Origin of the sequence: Vibrio sp. 779(2023) (genome assembly GCF_033344285.1) — a bacterium.
GTDB classification, from domain to species: Bacteria; Pseudomonadota; Gammaproteobacteria; order Enterobacterales; family Vibrionaceae; genus Vibrio; species Vibrio alginolyticus.
Window position 1 is genome coordinate 1 of the sequence record NZ_JAWPOM010000027.1, and the last position, 21,222, is coordinate 21,222.

The 21,222-nt window shown below is 41.9% G+C and carries 19 protein-coding genes, 3 pseudogenes and 1 riboswitch; of the genes and pseudogenes, 8 read left to right on the plus strand and 14 right to left on the minus strand.

The window, feature by feature from the left end:
* The first annotated feature begins 462 nt into the window (after window positions 1-462).
* Window positions 463-918, plus strand: a complete 456-nt coding sequence (locus R8O70_RS22185; protein ID WP_017636066.1) for an RNA-binding protein — start codon at window positions 463-465, stop codon at window positions 916-918.
* On the opposite strand, the gene murI is transcribed toward R8O70_RS22185, so the two are convergent.
* The 3 genes from murI to btuB are packed head-to-tail and all read right to left on the minus strand — an operon-like array spanning window position 881 to window position 4,303.
* The gene (gene murI / locus R8O70_RS22190; protein ID WP_033907261.1) at window positions 881-1,684 is read right to left on the minus strand and encodes a glutamate racemase; all 804 of its coding nucleotides are present in this window, start codon (window positions 1,682-1,684) and stop codon (window positions 881-883) included. The two genes, R8O70_RS22185 and murI, sit on opposite strands and share 38 nt — an antisense overlap.
* A 31-nt stretch (window positions 1,685-1,715) precedes the next feature.
* Entirely contained in the window at window positions 1,716-2,408 is a 693-nt protein-coding gene (locus tag R8O70_RS22195) for an ATPase (protein ID WP_017821272.1), read from the minus strand.
* 59 nt (window positions 2,409-2,467) lie between these two features.
* Window positions 2,468-4,303: a TonB-dependent vitamin B12 receptor gene (btuB, locus tag R8O70_RS22200; RefSeq protein WP_258624516.1), complete on the minus strand. Its 1,836-nt coding sequence runs from the start codon at window positions 4,301-4,303 to the stop codon at window positions 2,468-2,470.
* A gap of 55 nt (window positions 4,304-4,358) precedes the next feature.
* Window positions 4,359-4,559, minus strand: a riboswitch (cobalamin riboswitch).
* Between the two features lie 184 nt (window positions 4,560-4,743).
* Between btuB and trmA the strand changes: the two genes are divergently transcribed.
* A complete protein-coding gene (trmA, locus tag R8O70_RS22205) occupies window positions 4,744-5,853 on the plus strand; it encodes a tRNA (uridine(54)-C5)-methyltransferase TrmA (protein WP_064376997.1) in 1,110 nt (369 codons plus the stop codon).
* A 191-nt stretch (window positions 5,854-6,044) separates the two neighbouring features.
* Here trmA and R8O70_RS22210 read toward each other — a convergent pair whose 3' ends face one another.
* From R8O70_RS22210 to R8O70_RS22220, 3 genes are all read right to left on the minus strand, one after another.
* Entirely contained in the window at window positions 6,045-7,268 is a 1,224-nt protein-coding gene (locus tag R8O70_RS22210) for a RelA/SpoT domain-containing protein (RefSeq protein ID WP_318147573.1), read from the minus strand.
* A complete protein-coding gene (locus R8O70_RS22215) occupies window positions 7,265-7,732 on the minus strand; it encodes a Panacea domain-containing protein (protein WP_005378671.1) in 468 nt (155 codons plus the stop codon). Before R8O70_RS22215 ends, R8O70_RS22210 begins: the two co-directional genes overlap by 4 nt.
* A gap of 328 nt (window positions 7,733-8,060) precedes the next feature.
* Window positions 8,061-8,732 (minus strand): hypothetical protein, encoded by a 672-nt coding sequence (locus R8O70_RS22220; RefSeq protein ID WP_064376998.1) that lies wholly within the window; start codon window positions 8,730-8,732, stop codon window positions 8,061-8,063.
* Window positions 8,733-8,876: 144 nt separating this feature from the next.
* Between R8O70_RS22220 and R8O70_RS22225 the strand changes: the two genes are divergently transcribed.
* Together R8O70_RS22225 and R8O70_RS22230 are read left to right on the plus strand one after the other, a co-directional pair.
* Window positions 8,877-9,893, plus strand: a complete 1,017-nt coding sequence (locus R8O70_RS22225) for a hypothetical protein (RefSeq protein WP_236716955.1) — start codon at window positions 8,877-8,879, stop codon at window positions 9,891-9,893.
* 229 nt (window positions 9,894-10,122) lie between these two features.
* Complete coding sequence (locus R8O70_RS22230; protein ID WP_064377000.1) at window positions 10,123-10,767, plus strand: inovirus Gp2 family protein; 645 nt, start codon at window positions 10,123-10,125, stop codon at window positions 10,765-10,767.
* A gap of 39 nt (window positions 10,768-10,806) precedes the next feature.
* Here the strand turns inward: R8O70_RS22230 and R8O70_RS22235 are convergent, their stop codons facing one another.
* Window positions 10,807-11,253, minus strand: a complete 447-nt coding sequence (locus R8O70_RS22235) for a hypothetical protein (RefSeq protein ID WP_064377001.1) — start codon at window positions 11,251-11,253, stop codon at window positions 10,807-10,809.
* Window positions 11,254-11,362: 109 nt separating this feature from the next.
* Window positions 11,363-12,352, minus strand: a complete 990-nt coding sequence (locus tag R8O70_RS22240) for a GTPase family protein (RefSeq protein WP_064377002.1) — start codon at window positions 12,350-12,352, stop codon at window positions 11,363-11,365.
* A gap of 77 nt (window positions 12,353-12,429) precedes the next feature.
* On the opposite strand from R8O70_RS22240, the gene R8O70_RS22245 reads away from it, so the two are divergent.
* Entirely contained in the window at window positions 12,430-12,639 is a 210-nt protein-coding gene (locus R8O70_RS22245; RefSeq protein WP_064377003.1) for a helix-turn-helix transcriptional regulator, read from the plus strand.
* A gap of 58 nt (window positions 12,640-12,697) precedes the next feature.
* Here the strand turns inward: R8O70_RS22245 and R8O70_RS22250 are convergent, their stop codons facing one another.
* From R8O70_RS22250 to R8O70_RS22265, 4 genes and pseudogenes are all read right to left on the minus strand, one after another.
* Entirely contained in the window at window positions 12,698-13,129 is a 432-nt protein-coding gene (locus R8O70_RS22250; protein WP_064377004.1) for a DUF2787 family protein, read from the minus strand.
* Window positions 13,130-13,170: 41 nt separating this feature from the next.
* A pseudogene (locus R8O70_RS22255) lies at window positions 13,171-13,619 on the minus strand (DUF2787 family protein).
* Window positions 13,616-14,083 carry a RadC family protein gene (radC, locus tag R8O70_RS22260; protein ID WP_064377005.1) on the minus strand — a complete coding sequence of 156 codons (468 nt, stop codon included), beginning with the start codon at window positions 14,081-14,083 and terminating at the stop codon, window positions 13,616-13,618. Before radC ends, R8O70_RS22255 begins: the two are co-directional and overlap by 4 nt.
* 254 nt (window positions 14,084-14,337) lie before the next feature.
* Window positions 14,338-14,748 (minus strand): annotated as a pseudogene (locus tag R8O70_RS22265) (type I restriction enzyme endonuclease domain-containing protein); the annotation flags it as partial.
* On the opposite strand from R8O70_RS22265, the pseudogene R8O70_RS22270 reads away from it, so the two are divergent.
* Together R8O70_RS22270 and R8O70_RS22275 are read left to right on the plus strand one after the other, a co-directional pair.
* Window positions 14,714-15,061: pseudogene (locus R8O70_RS22270) on the plus strand (hypothetical protein); the annotation flags it as partial. The pseudogenes R8O70_RS22265 and R8O70_RS22270 overlap by 35 nt on opposite strands.
* Before the next feature lie 63 nt (window positions 15,062-15,124).
* Entirely contained in the window at window positions 15,125-15,913 is a 789-nt protein-coding gene (locus R8O70_RS22275) for a hypothetical protein (protein ID WP_064377006.1), read from the plus strand.
* Between the two features lie 172 nt (window positions 15,914-16,085).
* Here the strand turns inward: R8O70_RS22275 and R8O70_RS22280 are convergent, their stop codons facing one another.
* The gene (locus R8O70_RS22280; RefSeq protein ID WP_064377010.1) at window positions 16,086-17,648 is read right to left on the minus strand and encodes a sensor domain-containing diguanylate cyclase; all 1,563 of its coding nucleotides are present in this window, start codon (window positions 17,646-17,648) and stop codon (window positions 16,086-16,088) included.
* Window positions 17,649-18,024: 376 nt separating this feature from the next.
* Here R8O70_RS22280 and R8O70_RS22285 point away from each other — a divergent pair, with 376 nt between their 5' ends.
* Window positions 18,025-19,560: a bifunctional diguanylate cyclase/phosphodiesterase gene (locus R8O70_RS22285; protein ID WP_318147572.1), complete on the plus strand. Its 1,536-nt coding sequence runs from the start codon at window positions 18,025-18,027 to the stop codon at window positions 19,558-19,560.
* Window positions 19,561-20,029: 469 nt separating this feature from the next.
* On the opposite strand, the gene R8O70_RS22290 is transcribed toward R8O70_RS22285, so the two are convergent.
* On the minus strand, window positions 20,030-20,935 hold the full coding sequence (locus tag R8O70_RS22290) for a GGDEF domain-containing protein (protein ID WP_025576420.1): 906 nt from the start codon (window positions 20,933-20,935) through the stop codon (window positions 20,030-20,032).
* Window positions 20,936-21,222 lie beyond the last annotated feature (287 nt).

Below are 21,222 nucleotides of genomic sequence, written 5' to 3' on the forward strand. Positions count from 1 at the left end.
GTTTCATTGAAACCTAATTTGATACCGAGGTATCTAATTGGATTATCATCAACGAGTGCCCACACAGATTGATAGGTTCTTATTTTTAAAGAGCTTTTCTAACATTTTCAGCAACTTAGTTGCTCGTCGTTAGGGGTGCGTATCTTACTTCACACCGTGAGAGAGTCAAGCATTTTTTCAAATTTATTTTCTCTCTTCCCGACTCGCTGTGTGACTTTCGTCTCACTCCGTGTCGGTGGATGCGCAGTATAGGGAGTTGAGAAATTAGTACAAGTGTTTTTTGCAAATAAAAAACCAACCGGTCACAAATTAGCCAAAAGTGCGATATTTGCATATTTCTTCGTCACATTTGAGACATATCACAGCAATTGGTTGGAAAAACACCAACCATATACGTAAGATTCATGTGTCTATTCTGTTAATGGGCAATCGATCTCTTTATCACTATGTGTAGTAATTAAAATGACGTCTAAAAAAAATCTGATTTTATGTGTTGGGCTGGCCATCGTTGGGGGAATCATCTTCTCTCAATTCATCATCCCACCAGCCTTGAGCTTCCTCATTGGTGTTATCGCTACTGCTTTTCTTTTTTCATTTTCTAGCAAAACACCTGTTCTTCAATCTTCGGATCCTGATCCTTCAACTAAAACGCTGTATGTCGGCAACCTTCCTTATAAGGCCAATGAGAGTCATGTTCGCGATTTGTTTGCTGAATATGGACAGGTCTATGCAGTACGCTTAATGAAAGATAAGCGCACTGGAAAAAGAAGAGGGTTTGGTTTTGTAGTGATGGCTGCGGCAGATGCCAAGCCAGCTATCGCTAAACTTAATGAAAAGGAATATATGGAGAGAACGCTAAAAGTGAGAATTGCGAACGATCCTAAACATCCGGATGGCGGTAAACCTGAACAGGATTAAAACCTAGCTTCTTTAAACAAATGTTCAGTGCATCTTCCTGCCAAGGAGTTGCACTGGCATAGATCGACTTACTTCCCTCTTCTGTATCCTCAATTTCATCACTTAATAGCAATGCTTTTACTCGACGTGCAATCGCTGCGCCTGAATCAATTAAAGTAACGTCCCCACCCAAAGCTTGATGAATCTCCTCTTTGATTAAAGGGAAGTGAGTACAACCGAGCACCGCAACATCGACTTTATCGCGAAGGGGAAGCAGGATATTTGTCAGTTCGTCGAGAGAAACGCTGTTGCCTCGCAACTTCTCTTCGGCCATATCTACCAAGCGAGTTGATCCCACCAGCTCAACTGGTTTGCCTTGCGCAAAGTCCCGTATTAACTCGTGAGTATATTGGCGTGTTACTGTCGCCGGAGTGGCGATCAGCCCTACCCCTTTTGATGCTAAAAGCGATGCGGGTTTAATCGCAGGGACAACACCAACAACGGGAATCGATAAATTTTCGCGTAAGGAAGGAAGCACTATGGTGCTCGCCGTGTTGCAAGCAATGACAACAACGTCGACTTGGTGTTCTTCGACTAATGAAGAGACCAGTTGGTTAACTCGTGAAATGAGTACAGCCTGATCGAGTTCACCATAAGGGTAAGCCTGATTATCGAATAAGTATAAGTAGTCTAACTGGGGCAATAGGCGATGTATCTCTTGGAATACAGAAAGACCACCAACACCAGAGTCAAAAACTAGGACTTTTTTCTTACTTGCTACTCGCACGAGTCTTACCTAAAGAACAGAAACGTTGCGATCATACTGCGTAGATTTGTTTTGGCAATGCTTTAGCATGGTATCTTTGATGGCTGAATCTATCTCCAGATTCTACATCTCGCTTCGTCAACTCGATATGTCCTTGAAAAGATGGCGAAGACGTAACCAATGTGTGAAATTCACCATTTTCCCCACAGGGATCAATTTGACTTGGTAATGACTCTATTAGGGCTTTGTCATACCAGCGACCACACCATTCTGGAGGGAGAACTCTTCCGTCGATGGTGATTAACATAGTTTGAATACCACGCTCTATGATTTCCATCGCTAGTTTTTCGCTGCTCTCCCCTAATAGAGGAAAGACGCATTCCCAGCCAACAGGTTCAATATAGCTGCGTCGGTAATCGGCAATGCCATTACAAAACATATCACCAAATGCGACAGCTTCTATATTCAGACCACTACTTTGTAATGCATTAACGATGGTCGATTGATAAATGTCGTTACTTGGAAAGACTTCAGGTAGCTCGATAGTAATGAGCGGAAGCGCAAGTAAGTCTGCTTGCATTTGTACGACTTCAAGCGGAGTTGCTTGGAAAGGGACTTCTTTCCCTACGTAAGTCGTGTACAAACCGACAACTTGATAATTTGGATTCTCGTTAAGGCGCTCAAGCGTTAATGTCGAATCTTTACCGCTGGACCAACTGATCACCACTCGCTTGGGTTTCTTCATTCGATTTTCCACCACAAAATATTAAAAACCGCCCGAAGGCGGTTTGTGCTCATTCACGATTAGAATTCGTAGCCAACGTTGAGATAGTACGCTCGCTCTGCAGCAGGGTAACCTTTTGCCATCTCATACTCTTCATCAAGTAGATTATCGATACGAGCGCTAATAGAGGTCGACTCATTCGGATAGTAAGTCACCGCCGTATCAACCAACGAGTAAGAAGAAAGCGTAATATCTTGTGAAGGCCAAGTGCTGTAATCCACATCTGGACGCTTACCGACGTACTGATAGCTAACCGACCAATCCACTTTATCGAAGCTCACTAAAGCATTCCACTTATACATTTCTTTAGCGCGGCGCTGCAACTGATGCCCTTTATCGTCTTCAGCATCTTTGTAATCTGCACTCAACTGGTGCTGCACAATCCCTGTATCAAACTCAGCAACAAGCTCCACACCTTGGATATGTGTTTCACCATCGACATTCAAATATTTGTATGTGGTTGGATGGTAATCGATAAGATTCGTGATTTTATAGTCATAACCCGTGACGGACCAAAAAACGCCTTGGACATCACCGCTGAATGCTAGCTCCCAAGCATCTGACTCTTCCGGCTTCAGATCTTTCTCACCGTATGTTGGGTCATACTGTTGATATAGGTTTGGAGCCTTAAACGCAGTACCAAAAGAAGCTTTAACCCCAAACTCTGGCACAAATTGGTAACCAGCCGCTAAACTGTAAGTGAACTCACTACCGTATTCTTCGTTATCATCAAGGCGAGCACTGCCCTCAAGCATTGCTTTATCAATACTAGTCGTTGCCATACCAAACAGAGCGCCATTGGTACGATCAAACGTTTTATTCGCACTCTTGTCTTTATAAGACTCATTACGCCAATCAATACCACCAGCCAACGTCGTATTGTTGTTTAGCAAGTAACTGTTGGTCCACTGGACATTCTGCTGCTCAAGTTCATCTTTAGTACCTGAGTGTTTGCCTTTTGCTTGCTCATAGTTCCAAGACTTCTGTTTCTGTGCCGTTACTTGCAGTTCTGACATCACATTATCAGACTGATACTTACCGCCCAGAGTGACAGAAAGATCGTCTTTTTCTGCTTCGTAGTAACCGCGACTGCCGTAGCTGCTGTCATATTGATAAACATTTTCGTAAGCACGTAGGTTACCAAATGCAGACCACTGGTCATTGAAGTTGTGCACGTAACCTAGCAGACCATTCTTTGTATCAAAGCCATGGCGATCGCCGTCATTAACTCCCGGTACAGGACGAACGTTATAACCATCATCACTTTCACTACCAAGCGCGATATTTAGCTGGCCGCTCTCTGCGACTTTAATACCAGATGCCACACTCAATTCCTGGTAATCTAAGCTGCCTAAACCCGCACTTAACTTCGTTCCTTCTTCGTCAGCACGCGCAATGGTGATGATATTGATCACGCCACCAATCGCTTCTGAGCCGTAAAGTGACGCACGCGCACCACGCACGTACTCAATACGTTGAACGTAAGTAAGTGGGATTTGGTTAAAGTCCACAGCGCCCTTCGCTGCTCGTGCAAAACGTACGCCATCAACCAGTACTAAAACTTGGTCGGAACTGGTTCCACGAACAAATAAAGACGCTAACTGACCACGACCACCATTTTGTGAAACTTGAATTCCGGTAAGGCGACGCAATACATCTGGTAGGGTTTTCGCTTGAATGCGATCGATGTCTTGTCGAGTAACTACTTCGACATCTGCCAACGTACGGCTTTCGGCTTGCTCAAAACGGTTTGCAGTAACAACGATGGTTTCGTCAGTGGAGGTTTCTTGGGCCTGTAGATAAGAGACAGGTGAAAGCAGCGATGCCAAAGTGATCGCCAGTGCGGATTTTCTCATTGTATTGTCCTAAATCGCGTAATTCCTTCCGAGCCCTGTCATCATGACAGTCCAGTGCTGTGGCTCAGTTGTTGGCAGGTATTCGGACTCAAGAGCACGGGTGTACCGCCTACTTGCTCGACTTCCCACATAAACTAATGCAGTGTCTGATGAGCGTTCGTTCTCTTTTACCGCTGCGCGTCAGTTCTGGATTCACACCAGATTCCCATTTCAGCCATCTAGATTGCTAGATAGCACCAACTTGAGGCAAATATTATTCAGCTATTGATTATTTGTCCAGCCAATATTGCCCTTAGAAGTTGTAACGTTTTGATTGATTTTGCTTTCTACTCTGCCTGTACGCACTATCTTTAAATCAATTCCAGTACAAAACTGGACATCCTATTGAGATTGAATAAAATCTGCGCTCTTAAATTGAATGCACCATAAAAGGTAAGATCATGGCTACTCTTGATGTCAACCCACAACGCTACCAAGAACAACTGGCTGAAAAAGTCGAACGTCTCACGGATATGTTCGCGCCATACAACATGCCAGAACTGGAAGTGTTTGAATCACCAGAGCAGCACTACCGCATGCGTGCTGAGTTCCGTGTTTGGCATGAAGGCGAAGATCTTTACTACATCATGTTCAACCAAGAGACTCGTGAGAAATACCGAGTTGACCAATTCCCTGCAGCAAGCCGTCTGATCAACGACCTGATGCCGCTATTGGTTGAAGCGATGAAAGACAACGACTCGCTACGTCGTAAACTGTTCCAGGTGGATTTCCTGTCGACGCTAAGCGGTGAGATTCTGGTTTCACTCCTTTACCATCGCCAACTTGATGAAGAGTGGATTGAAAACGCGAAAGCCCTTAAACAGCGTTTAAATGATGAAGGCTTTAACCTAAACATCATTGGTCGCGCTCGTAAGATGAAGATTGTCCTAGACCGCGACTACGTGATCGAGAAGCTCGATGTCAATGGTCAAAGCTACATCTACCAACAAGTGGAGAACAGCTTCACTCAGCCGAACGGCAAAGTCGCAGAGAAGATGCTGGAATGGGCGGTCGACTGTACCCAAGAAAGCACTGGCGACCTACTAGAGCTTTACTGTGGTAACGGTAACTTCTCGCTGGCGTTGGCACAGAATTTCGACCGCGTACTGGCAACTGAGCTAGCGAAGCCATCGGTTGTATCTGCACAGTACAACATCGCCGCCAATAAGATTGATAACGTACAAATCTTACGTCTATCAGCCGAGGAATTTACTCAAGCGATCGAAGGTAAGCGTGAATTCCGTCGTCTACAAGATGCAGGTGTAGATCTGAAGAGCTACAACTGCAATACGATTTTTGTCGACCCACCACGTGCTGGGATGGATGTCGATACTTGTAAGATGGTGCAAGGTTACGAGCGCATCATGTACATCTCTTGTAACCCTGAGACTCTAAAAGAGAACTTGGACATTCTATGCGAAACACACAACGTGACGCGTTTTGCTCTGTTTGACCAATTCCCTTATACCCACCATATGGAGTCTGGAGTGCTTCTAGAGCGCATAAAATAAGGACCTGAACGGCTTTTATCTTTAGCAAAAAACACCCTGGGTACGGCTTGGGGTACGGGGACAATAAAGTCTAACCCTCAAGCCATCACAGGAAGCCATATTTTACACATACCAAATTCGATGACAGATTGGGCACGTTTTAACAAGCAGGATTAGATACAAGGGTCAATAACAACAAGAAAGGTTTGTATTTAACTTTCACCAGACAGCATTGTGTCTTCAAGCAGAGTGATGAATGAGGCACAATCGCCTAGATAGTTAGGGTAGGCTTCCGAAAGTTGGCCCATATTTTTTGTGGATATGAGAAGGGTATTGAGTATTGAGGTTGCTCGTGAGTAGCTACGAGTGACTTTCTCAGCTGCGTTATAAACTGAAATTGCTTGGCTGTAATTTTCAAACTCTTCACTAAAGATCAATTCTCGTGAAGTTTCGTTAATAACTAGCAATACGTGCTCAATGGAACCATCACAGTAAGAATTAACCTTTTCAGATAAAATTTTAAAACTACTCAACCGATTTAGCGCATTGATTTCGCGGTCCAAGACGACCAAACGCTTTGAAAAATCGGCTTTATCGATATCACTTAACTCTATAGCCCCTTCAGCATCAGCAATGCATTGGCTCATTATCGAAAGCAATTCTTCCCACTGAACCTGTAAACTGCTCTTGCCTTCATTTGAACTGTGAGAGTGAGTCTTAATCTTGGTACCTTCTAGGATGTCGACAATTTCCACTGTAGTAGCCCAAAGATGTTGAAGTCGAGTACGTAGCTGAGCCTCAATGTTAAAACTTTTACCGCTAGCATGGTCATAGCGATAAATCACATGCAAGCTTCGGTAACCACAATCATTAGGTTTAGGACTAGTAATATAGTCATCAATATCTTTAATTCTAACTCGGCCTACCTTCTCAACTGTAAGTTGCAGTTGAGATTTCACCTTCTCCAATGAAATTAAATCCGGAAAAATCGCCCTGCAGCCGCCAATATCATTCATATTGGTTACGCAAGTAGCATTTGCCGTTTCACCATCAAGAGATTTACGCTGCAACTTATCTACGATTGTTTCTAAGCGCTTTAACCGTGTAACTGGTTTAACATCTATACCCAGCTCACGGCAACAGCGACCAACAAGATATGCGATAGTGTTTAATGGCTTTTCGTGTGCGGCTCGAAACTGTTGGATTGTAGCAGTAGCTGACTTGAGGTCGCCCTCTCTCTTGCGAAGCCGTCTTCCAGCTTTCTTTACTCCATTATTTGAGTACGAGAAGTCTTCAGCAGCACTTTCATTTACCGTTCTTTCTATAAAATCTTGAAAGTCCAGTTCGTAGTCGTCTTGGAAGGTTTTTGAAGCTTGTTCAGCTGTGGGGGTGTCGTCAATGTAAAAACTGACGACACTATTTTCTTTGTTACTCACAGGCTAGCTGTTCGTCCGGATTGTTTGATTTGAGTGTAATGGGCTTGAATCAAATGGTCCGGAATCACTTTTTGGTGTGTGCCATCCCATACCTGATGCCATGGACTTCCTTCGCGGTGAGTTAAATCTACAAGTTGAGGCCCCGTCAAATGGCCCAGCTTAGAGACTACATCTTTAACAATAGACTCACTTTCTTGGTCTAGTGCTACATCACATTGTTCAGTGATCACACTACTACCGTAAGATTTAAAGCGAAAGTAAACAGATGGCACCACTGGACCAAACTTCCAAGCAAATACATCATCTACGACGAGAGGACGCTGGAAGTGTGCCAATGATAAACCATGACAAACATAGGTAAGTTTTTGTAGCTGCAAATTGGAGAAGCATTTACCTTGCTCTTTCGCATGCTTGAGCAAGCTCCATGCAACGTCTACAGCACTGTATGTGTGATATGCTTTCATTTTTTATTCCAATTTCGTCCAAATAGTTTACATAATCCGGTTGATATAACGCAAAAAGTGTAAACCATCGCTGTATTTAAAGACAGTGATTTTATTAACTGTTAGATGCTAGTTCGCAAAAATAAGCAACATGTTCATGTGAATAGTCAGCGCTGACAGCGCGTTATATGCTCACATGCAGTAAGCAGACAATTTCCTTACATTAAGCACACCAAGTGTGTATTTTCACCCAAGCTGATCACTCAATAACCCGATCTCCTTCATGTTAATACTCACACCAAGCGCCTAGCCACCAGCTCTACTAGTGGTATTTATAGTGTAAAGATGCTTAGTCTTGGTCACTGTCCTTTGGCTGCATGTGAATAATTGAACGACCTTTTCTTTCTAGAGTCAGTTGTAACGGTTCATCTGCATGATGGTTAGTAGAAACATTGTCGCTTTCAGAGGGCTTGTGAAGGTTCTCTTTTTTAAGAGTCGCAATTTTTGACTCCAACTCTAAAATTTTTTTTCGAGCAGAGCCTAACTCCTTTTCTAACGTGGTATTGGCTGTAGCTTCTAGTGATAGAATTCTATCAGTTTCTTGTAACTTTCGAACTTCGAGCATTGATGTTAATGAACCATTTACAAGCTCTTCAAGAACCTTCTGCTGAGTCTGTCCCCTCTTTGTGGCTAAAGCTTGAAGATTTTGACCAAATTCTATCGTGAGTTCAAAATTATACTGTTTTTTCCCCTTCCGCTTTTGCTTTTCTCTTCTCGACCTTTTCCCCCAAGCTCCATGCATAAGTAACCAGATCTCTCTACCATCAGCTGAATTTTTACAATCTATAAAAAAATTTTGAAGTCGTTTTTTAGGTGATGCTGATAACTGAAATAACCCAAAGTAATGCTTTTCGACAATTGGATTAGTTTTGGCTTTTGCTAGATACGTATTTAACCATTTCACATGAGATTCATTGTTGAAGCTAAAACCTTCTAATGGACGTATTTTTTTCTCACTCATATCACTCTAGCTTCCAGCGTTTTTAATATAGTTGGCATCCTTCACACTATAACTATGTCTTTGGACTTAGTACAAGGACATAGAAAGAAAAACCAAGTAATATACATACCAAAACGCCCTATAAATAAATATAAATGTGATTTTATGATTGTAAACTGGACTTTCCAAGAGAATGACAAACTAAACGCTGAAGCTAGAATGCTACTGCTGCTTATGTATTTGGATGCCGAATCAGACAATTTTTACAGAAAACCTGTTCTATATATGGCCCGAAAATACCAAGCCTCAGAACGCCTTATAAGGCGCTGTCTACGCTTATTGATAGAGGCAAAAGTTATTCTCTTGATACCTGAGAAAGAAGTACCTAGAAAACGAGGAAGACCAGTCACACGCTATCAACTTACAGGCATTGATTTTGATGAGTTGAGTAGTCAGTTTGAACAACGCCCCATCTATATGAGGAGGTGGATGAATCATCTTTGGTATAGTAATCAGCATGCTAAAGAGTTGACGCTGTCAAATCGCTTAATGCTTACCCATCTTTTAAGTGAGGCTACGGAATCTGGGATTGTTGATAGTATAAGCCTTAGAGATTTATGCAGATTTATGGGATGCACTGAACGTAAAGCTCAAGCAATGCTCAGCAAGCTTAGAAGACTTGGTTATATCAGGGGATATATCAAAGGTCTCAGCCACTCTGTTCTAAAGAAAAGAAAGTCAATAATTTTTCTGAACTTATCCATGTACGCTCAAAAAAGCTACTACAGCTTTATCGCCCATTTAAAATCGTCTGGTGCGCTGAATCCCGTTTACAACCTCACAATACCTTTATTATTTCAAAAAGTTGCTGACGTAAAATGCAATAAAGAGTTTGCAGAACACATAGATTACTTTATTGAAAGTGAAATCATTAAGTTCATCAATGTCGAAGGAAAGGTTTGTACAGACATTGAGTGGTATGAGCGTGTTATACGTGAACATTTTGCCTGGTCAACACTTAAGCTTGAGAAAGAGAAAGTCAATAAGTTAATCGAATTTCTTGCTTATCGTGCATTGGACCTAGCACGTACAATCAAAGCCCTTGATGTTGTTGATGGAAAGCAATTTGCGATTGGTATCAATGAGAAAAATCAGAGACTCCTTCTCAAACGGGGGGCCTAACTTTTTATCAGAGTAACTTTTGCAAGTTTTGAAGCTACAGGACGCCTTGTCGAGCAAAGATGCGTGGCTGGAGGAAGGGAGTGAAAAACTGTCGGTAATAATAGTATTTATATGAACCTTATCTAATATTATTTATATGAACCTTATCTAATATTTATATGAACCTTATCTAATTAATTACAACAACCTATCTACCTATTGAGAACACTAACCAATAGGAATGATAGAAATGAATAACATCAACAATGCATGTAAGTTACACATCAACGGTATGCCATTGAGTTTCAATACCAACAAAGGGGCCCTTGAACCAAAGTACTTACGAAAAATCAAGAAGACTTTCGATTATGCGTTAAGCCAATACCCTCGAACACGGCTAATGCGATTTGATTTACATTACCCGGATGGTTATCCGGTTAACGGGGTAACTGGCAAACAGATTACTAAGTTCCAAGAGTCCTTCAAAGCTATCATGTGTGCTTATCTAAAACGTAAGAAGCACAACCGCCACTCTCAACCTCGATTTATCTGGTGTAAAGAGATAGTCACTTCAGTGTATCCTCACTATCACGTAGCCATATTGCTAAATGGTGATGTTTTTCAAGGAATAGGGCCTTATGATGATCTTACGGGTGAATACGTTTCAGGGATGGTTGCTAAGGCTTGGGCAAGTGCAATCGGTATTACGGTCGGGCAAGCAAGTAGTGCGATTTTTTTCCCTAATAACGGTACTTATGAAATTAATAAGCGACTAGATACGGAGACTTTTTACAACCAATACAATCAGGCTTTTTACCGTGTCAGCTATTTAGCAAAACTTGAAAGTAAGCCTTTTGGGGATAAAGGAAAAAACTTCCACAGCAGTTGCAAGTGAGAAGACAAAAAAGAAAGGCCCTTGTGGCCTTTCAGTTGTTTAATCCGCATTAAAGCGGTAACTCCCTTCACTAGAGTGAATGTCAATTTGTAGGACTCTACAGGGCATTGTAGTGACATAACCAGTAGACTCTCCGTACTTCAAATCCACTTCGGAATAAGGAAGCCATTTCACACCACTAGACTTGTTGTTACTGGAAGGCTTTTTGTAATCAGGGTTGATCATGTTTTTGAGTAACTCTTCAGATTGGCTGTATTTATTCTTGTTGACGGTAATCTTTGGTGTTTCTGGTCTAGCGACTTCACAGTTACCTCGGTTAACTTCGATCCCGAAGACAGTCGAGTAGTCAAAGAGGGACGTTACATATATTTTCGTCTTTGGTCCCCATCGGGTGTTGATGTCTTTGTATTCGACTTTGTAGCTCTCAGCAGACGCAGTAAAGGTCATGAGCAGTGTTAATGCTGCGGTAATTACAATAGGTTTCATGAGAGATATCCTTTATATATTATTCAATGAGTTGATATTAAAAGGTGGTTGCGACAACTTATGTCGAAGAGAGATTGGCTTTGAGAGATGTAACCGTAGCGGCGCTTATCTACCAGCCAAAGAGATAGCGTAAACCGCCTAAGCATGCCCCTAGCGCACCGCCTATAATTTTGCCTAGGTGCTTGCCCATAGTGCCAAACACACTTCCTATTTCTTCGCCGTATTGCGCACCTTGAGTCGTAGTGTCGAAGATTGCCTCCCACAAACTAAGACTGGTTTTTTTGTTGTAATCACTGGCATCGTTGTCTTTCCAATTCTCATGTCGAGGGGAAAGCGTGCGATTCGCCAGTAAGAGCCGTTTATTTTTTGGTAAACGTTCAACAATCAAATACAGCAACTTGGAAAGGTTATAGGGCCGTTGCTTGGCCAATCCATCACAGTGCCCCGCAACGTAGTAGACGGGCTTTAGATAAACCCCTGTTGCACGCAATACGCGTCGATGAACCGAGCGCACCATGGTTTCAAGATAAGCTTTTGATGCGGGTGTCGGTGTATTGCTTTCGTAGTCCCAGGCTTGATTTCCTTTTAACGCATTATCGGCTTGATTAATGGCGATGATTAAACGGTGCTGTGCGTCTTCGCCTAATACCGGAATAAGCACATCGCTAATCAAGGTGATAGGTGTACCTAAATCGCGTGAGCTACCATCAAGAATCACAAGTACCAAGTCAATCACGAAACGATTCTGCTCATCTCTCGCTCTCAGCGTATTTTTCAATAAGCGGGCATGGCGCTTATCTTCTTCGATACCATCCCCCAGACCAGGACTATCCCAAAGAATAAGATTGTTCAGACGATATTGCGTAACACCCTGAGTGTGCGGCTCACAACTGATTCCCACCTCTGCAACACTCATGTCAAAGAGAGCGTTAATCGTTGAGCTTTTTCCTGCTCCGGTGGCTCCTGTAATGAGAATGTTGAGCTCGGTGGCTCTCATTTGTTTGAGGTTATCGAGTAACTTGGTGCGAGTACGTTCATTGAGGGATGCCTGGCGTATCTCGCTTTCAAGCGTAGTGAAAAGATCGTGCTGTTCGGACATAGGCGCTCCTTAGTTAGCGTCCGGAAAAATTACAACTAGCTACCTCCTTATGACGAACAAATCATGAGGACAGAAAAATGAGACTAATTCGACTAAAAGAAGTGCTGGATAATACAGGTTTGAGCCGTGCGTACATGTACAAGCTCATGGCTGAGGGTAAGTTCCCTAAATCGGTATCACTGGGCTTTCGCAGCGTGGCTTGGGTAGAAAGCGAAGTCCAATACTGGATATTAGAAAGAGTGACAGAGCGAGATGAACAGTTGGGATTACCACAACCAGAAGTTTGATTGATTCTTTGGTGGAGATATAAAGCAGCAGGTTAAAGATTAGCTAGATTGATAAAAGTTAATGAGAAATCTGAATGTCGTCGTAACACTCCCATTCGACGTACTGAAGAAAGTTTTGCTCCCACATTTGATACAGCTCATCGATGCCTGGAGAGCGAATGCTTTGCCATCCCGTGGCGACGGTAAAAGCGACTTGATTGCCAAAATCAAAATCAATGCATCGCTCTAACTCCGGATAATAGCTCCCCATATACGCAAAGTCGGTAATGTAGAGAACATCAACCGTTTTACCATTTACAATGTTGAGGCCAATCTCAACCGGATGATATCCCCCTTCCTCCGCGCTATAGCTTTTGTCTCGAAAATGGATAGAGAGGGCATGACTGGTGGACTGTGTTGATTCCATCGAGGCATGACAATGTTGGTTTAATAACGTCAGAAGCTTATTAGAAACAGGCAGTACTGACGGCGTAAAATTCAGTATAGACATGGCTAGATCTCCTAAAAGTGGCCGAGGTTAAAACGTGATCATTAATGGTGTTCATCGAAGGTTTGAATCATCGATAACTGAATGTCATCAAAGAGGGACTGAGTAAGGTGTCGAGAGAGAGAGCGTTCAGCCAAGTATATAACAGCGCTTTCACTTGCGGGTGTGCAAGACTTGCAGCACCGCTATCTGGTTGATAACACCAAAGATTGAAGAGATGAAAGTAGAGTTCAGGCTCCATCTCACTAGGTTTACTTTCCGAATAAGAAAAACTCGCTAAACAGACGACCTGCCAATCTTCACTGGCCGATGTCCGACGAAATTGTATTTCAATGGGGTGAAGCCCCTGCCCCGTCTGGTAATAGCGTCTTTGTCGACAGTTCAGGACCATACGCTGAGCTTGTGGAGGAATCGAATAACGTTGGATTACCAAAAGCAATGCTCGATGAAAGCCATCCTGCAATTCCAGTTCACCCGATGTTTTCTGGATCATAGTAGCCCCCTTTCTGCAAAAGAGATGGCGCTATCGCCAACCACGATATGATCAAGAACTCGAATGTCCACCAGCGCTAAAGCCTCTTTGAGCCTTTGCGTAATTTGTTTATCGGCTTGGGAAGGTGTGGCATCACCAGAAGGGTGATTGTGAGCAAAGATGAGTGCGGCGGCATTGACTTTTAAAGCCGCTTTGAGGACTTCTCGGGGATAAACACTTGCCGAATCAATTGTGCCAAAGAAGAGCTCTTCAAAAGCAATAAGGCGATGCTGATTATCTAGAAACATCACCGCAAAAACCTCTCTTTCATGGTGTTTTAATTTGCAAGATAAATAGGTTTTTGTTGCTTCGGGATTGCAATATTGTTCGCCTCGGAGAGCCCGTGTGGCAAGGATTTCAGCGGCCGCGTCGAGCACCTTATCTGCTGTAACAGGGCCATCAAAGTAGTAGTTATTTTCGCGCATAAAAAGCTCCTAAAAATGAAACCGTTGAGGTATGCACGCAGATAATATCTATCTGAAATAAATTTAATTATTATTACGAGGAATGAGATGGTCAGTTTGAGATAAAAGTGCGGCAACCTATTATCTCGCATCGTTGCTGGTTAAGAGAGAAATATGATCAACGATTTCTTTTTGAAAGGGTTTTCATTTATACATCATGGAAGTTATGCCTAGATATGACAAAGCAAGGCTCTCAGACCTTGCCTTTCATTTAATCATGCTGCATACCACCCGTCAGCTAGCACTTCTGCTTGATCCAGAACCAGCTTAATCGCCTCTTCAGCCGCATCAGGTGGGTACTTCCAGCGACGCAATAAACGACGTACAAGGTTACGCATCCGCGCACGCACGCTTTCTCGTTTCTGCCAATCTACAGTAGCCGATTTACGCAGTTGGTGCGTGAGTTCAATAGCGAGTTGGCGCAAGTTGTCATCGCCTAAGGTGCGCACAGATGCCTCGTTGGTGACCAATGCACGGTAAAACGCAATTTCATCAGTGGAAAGCCCCAGTTTTTCCATCATCTCAGCGTCAGCTTGCATCTCTTTCGCCCACTGTATCAGCTCTTCAATCACCTGCGCGGTTTCAATGTTGCGATTATGGTATTTCTGCAGAAGAGCCATCACTCTATTTTCTAGCTACCTGTTTGATATCAAAAGTGAAGAACATCATTTCTTCGATTCTAAGAACTTAATTCATCTTCTGGATAACGGCCCTGAGCCAATCACAAAAGAGTGGTTTAAAGATGAATGCATCGAATGTTGGGAAGCGCTTTATGTAGATGGCCCACGTTATGCTTATACCGAGCTTGCCTACCCTGACGACAGTGGTGTCATTTTTGAAGAATACTTACCACTAGTCATGGTAAGTGAAGATGTATGGGATTCGCTTCATGAGCGCTATAAAAACAAACTGAAAGAACATGTAGAGTTCGCCCAATAACTCTTGTGTCTTACCTCTCATCAAACTACGAAAATAACCGTCAATAATAGGAACCAAGAGAAAATGACCGCGACAATTTCAGTCAGTAAAAGTGCGATATTTGAGCTAATCATAGCTGGTTTAGAGGCTTATGCGATAAAGCATGAGGGCAGCAAATCAGTCTCCATAGAGACAGCGGCCCACCTTTGGGGATATGCGAATAAAGCCCACCCATTTAAATGTACGATAAATCATGTTTCTGTTGAAACATCAGCTAAAAGAAAACGCTCTTCAGTTGAATGGAACCCACTCTCTCTTTCAATAAAAAAAGATATCGCTAAAGTGTTCGGCGAGGATTATCAATACATTGGAACGGCTCATTCTCATCCCTACTTACGCGAAGAAGTCATTGACGCAGCAACGATTAGAAGCAATAAACTGTACGAGCTATCTTCTTCGGATCACTGGTGTGAGCTTGCGCGTCCTGAAATACAGGTTGCAGGAAGATCATACAGTGTGGCAATAATATTAACGGTTCACTCGATGCTAAAAGCCAACAATCGAATGGATGGGATTTATGGTGAAGCACCGCTTATTGAATTTTCACTAGGAAATATCAAATGCTGGTTATATGGTCGAGTATTTGAGCACAAACTCAAGTCATCTTTAACGGACGAAGAACAACGCAGCTTTGAGCTCTATCAGCTGGATATTAACGATTTCTCAGACGATGAAACTCTCGCAGTGCCTGTAGAAACCATCTTAGAAAGCGACATCGCTCTTGATGTATTATGTGAAAGTTTTGGTCGGCTGAAATTTGAAGGGAATAACTCAACATATCACTCGGCTGACGATGCTGAGGGCAGATGGTAAAGAAACGAAGCAGAAGTCTCGTGAAATAACTACCTCTAGCCACCTATCAAAACTAATTCGCCCCGACTTCTGTTCTTCAAAATACTTGAAATCAGGTATTAGGAAGGAGCAATGACCTTCCTAATACTTAAGCACTGCGCATAATGGGGCTATATCATTAATTTCAGGCCTCTCACTTGAAGAGATCGAGTTCGGTGCGATTCCTACCATTATGTTTAGCTTGATAAAGAGCATCATCGGCACGTTTAAGAGTCGCGCTAATAGGCTCATCTTCTGCTGACCAATGAGACACGCCGATAGAAATCGTAACGTGCCCTACGGCATCAAACTTGTTTAATGCAATAGATTTACGAATTCTCTCGGCAACGAGTTTAGCCTGATGTATGTCCGTTTTGACTAAGAAAACGATAAACTCTTCGCCACCAGAGCGGCAAACAATATCAACTTCTCGTGCCTGAGCCTTGATCATACTTGCCACACTGACTAATAAATCATCGCCGACATCATGACCAAAGCTATCATTCACTTTTTTAAAGTAATCAAGATCCAAAACTAGCACAGAAAAGGGAGTTTTTTGTGCTCGCAAGGTATCAATCGCCTTACCTTGACCTCTGCGGTTCAGTAGCCCAGTCATGGGATCAGTTAAAGTATCTAGGTGCAGCTGATCAATAGTGCTGGATACAATATTGAACGTGCTGAGAAATGAACGTTTCAAGTATGATGCTTCAAAATACCAAGGCTTCACTTCATTTAAGTCTTGCTTGGTAGAGTTATGGCTTTCAAAACTTTTGACTACACTGGCTAATTGCCATAAAGGTTTCGATATAAAAATCGAAGAAACCCAAATAATCAAAAATATAAGAACACTAACTGGGAGTGACTCTATAAACATATGCCACATTTGATCGACAAGCATAGACAAAACGCGCTCTTCTGGCTTCTCAGCAATAATCCCCCAGCCAGCATGTTTTACGGGCGCGTATCCAGAGAGCATGCCAACGCTTTGGGAGTTAACGATAGCTTTTCCCCCTTCCTCACCACGACTTACCGCTCTTATTGCTTCGTTATTAGTAATAACTTCTCCAATTCGTTGCGGATCAGGGTGATAAATCAACGTCTGATGCTTATCGACAACATACAAATATGACCCATCTTTGTAACTATGCTGCCCAAGAATTGTCCTTAATATATTTTTTTGATCGAGGTAGATGGATCCCGCAACATAGCCTAAGTAATCGCCGTTTTCAGAAAAGATAGGATACGAAATGCTTGTCAAATAGTTACCAGAAGGGGATACAAATGGATTAGTGATAAGTGGAGTTTTCGCATTTAGAGACTGTAACGCGCTTTCTTCAGTTAATTGAACACCTTTCACTTCAATAGTTTCTGGTGAAACCGATATGATGACACCGTCCGCATTAACAATTACGACAGAGTTGAAAGAGTCGGTTTGAGTTCGCAATCGATTTGCCTCTTGCTGCAATACAAGCGGCTCAAGCATTCTACGGCTGATTATCGGTGCGCTGTACTCTAGTTGGGATAAAGCATAATCAATAAAAGTATCCGTCATTTCCGCCATTTTAACGGCATATACACGGTTAGACTCTATGGTATTGTTAACTAGCAGCTCATGCTGAACTCTATATATGGAGTGAAAAGTATTAAGAAGAGTGACTAGTACACTGAACACACTCAGGCACAGAATTAACTTTCTCAGATTTAACTTATCCCTCATCTGTTTCATTTCCTCCATATACTCCATAAGTTAAATCATCCATTTTTTCATTATATATAAAAGACATTGCCACTCACAGTTCTATACTAACTCAAAGACTTAATCAGACCTTTGAATACTCTGTATGAAACATCACTCCTTACTTAGAGTTATCTTGAGCAAAACCCCATAGAGAGTAACTCCAAGACGTGACTAACCAACATACGTTAAAACGCCAGAATAGCCCTAACAGTCTGTGATTGATGCTCGATGTAACATTTTAAACACTTTAGTGATGTGCCACTAGATTGACACGCAATTTAATGATAGTTTACTCATTTACTTATATAAGTATAAACTTACTCATGGGCAGTAAACAAATAATACTGTGGTCAGTATGAAAAGAGATATAAAATCCTCCACTAAGCTCGTTTTTACTTACTTTGTGTTTGCGTCGCTATGGGTTTGGTTCTCAGATAAAGCAGTAGCACTCCTATCGAGCAATACACAAGTCTATACCTTGGTTCAATCACTGAAGGGAATGTTATTTATAGTGGTCACATCTTTATTGCTGTGGGGACTGGTAAAAAAGAACAATCGAGAACTTGAACAAACGAATGACATTGACTCTGTAACAGGTTTACACAGCCCTTTGGTATTTTTTCGCTACCTAGAACAAAAAATCCAAAGTGCCAAAGAAGATGAACACTACGTTCTTTTTCTTCTTGATATTGATAACTTTAAACCCATAGCCGATCGCCTCGGTTTTACGAAAAGTAGTCAGTTTCTAAAGGATATCGCACAATCTATTGACTCTCATACGGTCTTTCCTCTTCTCTCATCACGAATACACTCTGATGGGTTTGCTTGTTTGGTACGAATGCATGATGAAAACCAAATAGCTCTGCACTTAGCTCGCGTTCAAAAGCAGTTTAATCAACATGCAAAAAATCATGAAATTGATGTGACATGCTCTATTGGTGTGGCCTTCTACCCATGTGATGGAGAGAGTGTCAAGCAACTCATGTCGTCGGCAAAATATGCTCTAGCTCAGGCAAAAAAAACAAAAAATACTATCCGATACCACGATAAAAAACTAGCTGAAGAAGATTTCCAAAAACAACGCATGATTATAGAGTTGCGTCATGCGATTCAAGAAGAGCAAATACAGATAGTCTTTCAACCAAAATATCGCCTAAAAGACAAGAGAGTGGCGGGAGTTGAAGTGATATCTCGCTGGACCCACTCTCAATACGGAGATATACCTCCATCAGTATTTGTCACGCTGGCAGAAGAAAATAATCTTAGTAGCGCTTTAACGAAGCTAGTAATTAAGCAAGCATCAAAGCAACTTAAAGAAGCTCAGCTCCTAGGCCGTGTCATCCAAAGCGTATCTGTAAATATTTCAGCGACTGAGCTAAATAGCACTGGGGGTATTCATCAAATTGAGCATCAGCTAAATCAAGACACTGAGCTTTCAAAATACCTATGCCTTGAAATCACAGAGACAGCCACACTTAAGAATATAGAAAAATGTGCAAGCCTAGTAACAAAAATGAAAAGGTCTGGTGTAGCGTTCTCTATCGATGACTTTGGGGTCGGTTATACCTCATTTAGAATTTTCAATAGACTCGACGTCGATGAAATCAAGATAGATCGTAGTTTCATCAAAGATATTGCGGTTGATTATCGTTCAAGAGCGATCACTTCGGGCATTATCGACATTGCAAAAGGGTTCGGAATTCAAGTCGTTGCGGAAGGAGTAGAAACCGATCACCAGTTACGAATTCTTGAAGAGTTAGGCTGTGAACAAGCCCAAGGTTTCTATCTAAGCCACCCAATACCTGTTGAAGAATTAAAAGAGAAATTAAATATAACTTCGCAAGACAATAAAGTTGATTTCATTGCAGTGTCTAGCAGGCCCAAAAACTGAAGGAGCGTTTGTCCCAAATAGCATGCTGTGGAGGATTGCTGAACTGCCGACGACAAGCATCATTAATTGAGCGCGTTACTCAATACTGGTGTGATGCTAGACAACTTGTTCTATCGAGGAGAAACAGCTCCCCCTGAAACGGTTTTCAGTGCTTGATGTTTACTTTTGCTTTTTGTTTTTTTCTGCTTCAATTTTGCTAGTAGCTTAACTGCTTCAGCCCTAGTCAAGTGACGTTCATTTTTAAGCAGCTTCTCTAATTTTCTCTCTATACGACTGACCACAACTCAAATCACCTACGGCATCTTAGTTCATCAGTCAAACTACTAAAACTTTCGAGTAGATACCATACTCTTTGCAAATCGCTTTGTCCCATTGTGAGTTACGACACCAGCACATTCGCAGTACGACCTAGTTGTACTAACCTGTGGGTTTGTAAGGTCAAGCATGAGTTGCGACACTTTAGTTCAGTCTAAATCTTCTTTACTCGCGTTTTCTCGTAGTACATATTCTCATCGGCTTTAGTTATCGCTGACTCTAGGGAAAAGTCTGCTCCTTCAATAATATACTTACCTATTGACGTACCTACCTGCACCTTACCTTTGCCGATATTTATTGGACCAGCGAGTGCACTCTCAATTCTCGACATCACCTCTTCCGTGTAGTATTCCGCTTCTCTATTGCTACTCCCAACGCTCCCTAAAAATACGACAAACTCATCTCCGCCATACCTTGATACTAGGCCGGAAGCCCTCACACTACTTTTCATACGTTCACTTACTTCACGTAATATGTGATCGCCTACTGTATGGCCATGATCATCATTAATTTTTTTGAAATCGTTCAAGTCAATAAATAGAAAAGCAGAAAAAGTGTTTTCACTTATCCTCTTTTTTAGGTATCGTTGTACGCTTTCGATGAGTCCACGCCTGTTGAAAACTTTAGTTAATTCATCCATTTGAGCTTGCTGGCATGCCTTCTTTTCGAGTTCCTTTTGCTTTGTAATATCAGTCGAAATACCTAAGATAGCTACAACCTCATTAGAGGATTCGGGGCTATAAATTGGTGATTTCATCTCAAGATAAATCCGTTGCTTACCATTTGCATCATTAATGAAAACCTCTTCCCTAGTCGTTTCTCCCTTGATGACCTTAGCATCAATATGCTTTATGAACTCAACGGTATCCTCTGGTAAAAAATCCGAATCTCTTATTTGACCCAGTTTTTTCTTATCAATTCTCATTAACTGCAGGCTTAGGTTATTTGCATAGATATATCTGGATTGCGTATCTTTGATGAACACATATGTCTCGAGATGATCAAGAGATTCAATAAGATCATCAAGATTAACTCCCAGCCTTCCTAATTGAAGATACATTATGGCCTCCAGCATGCAGCAAAATATTTTATGTATATGATAATTTTTTGTTATTTTTATTGGTGTACTGTATTACATTTGAAAATATTGATTTTAGTAATACTAAAGAGGTATTAAACATACCACTCAATAATACTAAAGCACCGTCAATGTGAGGGACTTTTTGGAGTAGTTATTTGATCTATATAACAGTCAACGTTTTGATGAAGGTTAACCCTAAGCTCGTTTAGTTGGAGAGATGATAGTGGATGCTGCCGATGGACAAGAGAAGGGAGCATACGAAAAAT